Here is a 1,994-nt window from a genome sequence, read left to right as displayed (position 1 = left end):
CCCCCGGGGCCGGGCTGCTCCACCGTCCCGGCGGTGCCGTCGCGGACGGTGGCGCCGGGCGGCGGGGTGAAGGTGAACAGGGCCGGGTCCTGCGGGCCGAACGTGACGTCGTCGAACCCGATCCGCAGCACCGGGTCGGTCCCGGCGCCGAGGACGGTCAGCTCCAGCGGGGTCCGGGTCTGCGCGTCGACGGCGGCGCGGACCTCGCGCAGCACGGTGCGCTCACCGGGCTCCGGCGCCAGGACCAGGGTGTAGGCGGGGCGGCCGGCGACCTCGGTGGTGCCGTCGACCCGCAGCACGCTGGTGGCGCCCAGCCGCGCCACGACGGTCCGGGCGACCTCGGCCGGGTTTTTCGCGGCGTCGGCGTCCGGGGTGTGTCCCCGGCTCGGGAACCGGGTCGCGGTGCGGTCGGTGGAGTCGTAGGCCCAGGTCGTGGCGCCGTCGCGGACGTAGGTGCGCTCGCCGTCGTCGTTGGGGACGGCGAGGCGGCCGTCGCCCGTCCCGTCGGACCAGACCCGCGCGGTGGAGGTGCCGTCGGTCAGCCCGTCGGAGGGGAGTCCCGGCACGGCGGGAAGCCCCAGCCGGTTGTCGACGGCGACGGTGCCGGCCAGCGCGACCGGCTCCGCGGCGACGACCGAGGCGACGAGCTGCTCCGGGGTGACGGGCGGCAGCTCGGGGGCGGCGGAGGCCCGCGTGGTGAGCAGGCCCGCCGACAGCGACGCGGTGAGGGCGACGGCGAGGGCGGCCGCGAGGACCACGGCGATCCCGCCGCGTCGCAACCGGGATGCGGAGGTCATGGCTCCAGAGTGCCCGAGTGTCACCCGATCGTGCAGCGGCCGGTCGGACCGACTCAGACCGACGCGGCGGCGGGCTCCGGCGCGGCGGTGTCCGCCGGGTCGCCGGTCGGGGTGGCGCGGGGGTCGACGGGGGCCGGGCGGGTCGCGGTACCGGCCCACACCCAGGCGGCCGCGGCGGCGGTCAGCCCGGCGCCGAGCACGTGCAGCGACACCAGCAGCTCCGGGACCCCGAGGGCGTACTGGACCCCGCCGAGCGCGCCCTGGGCGAGGACGACCACGACGAGCACCCGGAACCGGCGCACCAGCGCCCGCGGGGCGGACACCGCGTGCAGCAGGAACCCGAGCCCGACCAGGGTGCCGAGGTAGAGGAACAGCGTGTCCACGTGCAGCTGCGCGAGCGCGGGGATCGGCACGTCCAGGCGCGGGGTCTCCGGGTCTCCGCCGTGCGGGCCGGCCGCGGTGACCAGGGTCCCCGCGACGAGCAGGACGCCCAGCACGGCGGTGGAGAACAGCACCAGCCCACGCCCGCCGGCGGGCACGGTGCGGGTCACCGGGCCGTCGGCCTCGCCTGCGGCTCCGACGAGCAGCACCGCGAACCAGACCAGCACCATCGAGGCCAGGAAGTGCAGCATCACCGTCCACCAGGCCAGCCCGAGCAGCACGGTGATCCCGCCGATGACGGCCTGCGCGACGACGCCGAGCGGCATCGCCAGGGCCAGCCCGGTGAGGCGGCGGCGGCGCGGCCGGGTGTACAGCGCGCCGAGCAGCGCCGCGCCCGCGGTGAGCACCACCAGGATGCCGAGCAGCCGGTTGGAGAACTCGATCCACATGTGCAGCGGCGCGATCTCGGCGTGGTCGACCGGGATCATGCTGCCCGGCTCGCACTGCGGCCAGGTCGAGCAGCCGAGGCCGGAACCGGTGACCCGGACCACCGAGCCGGTCACGCCGATCCCGATCTGGGCGACGAGGTTCGCGATCGCCAGCCGGCGCATCAGCACCGGCGGGGTGGAGGGCACGCGCGACAGCAGCACACTACGCATCGTAGAAGACGGGGCTCAGGTCCAGCGCACCAGCCGCGACGCCGCCACCCCGGCGACGACCGCCCAGCCGGTCAGCACCAGCAGCGGCCCGGCCGCGGGGAACTCGCCCGCGCCGAGGGCCGAGCGCAGCGCCTCGGCCAGCGCGCCCGAGGGCAGC

Annotated in this window: 2 protein-coding genes; both read right to left on the bottom strand. The window is 77.1% G+C overall.

Features of this window, described 5'->3' with window-relative positions:
* A partial coding sequence (locus GTW08_RS01515) for a LolA family protein (protein ID WP_161151285.1) occupies window positions 1–797 on the bottom strand: 797 nt, incomplete at its 3' end.
* Window positions 798–850: 53 nt separating this feature from the next.
* Window positions 851–1,828, bottom strand: a complete 978-nt coding sequence (locus tag GTW08_RS01510; RefSeq protein ID WP_073574728.1) for a COX15/CtaA family protein — start codon at window positions 1,826–1,828, stop codon at window positions 851–853.
* Between the last annotated feature and the right edge of the window lie 166 nt (window positions 1,829–1,994).

This window comes from Pseudonocardia sp. SID8383, from assembly GCF_009864975.1.
In the GTDB taxonomy this organism is placed as follows: Bacteria; Actinomycetota; Actinomycetes; order Mycobacteriales; family Pseudonocardiaceae; genus Pseudonocardia; species Pseudonocardia alni.
This window is presented reverse-complemented; position numbering and strand designations above follow the sequence as displayed.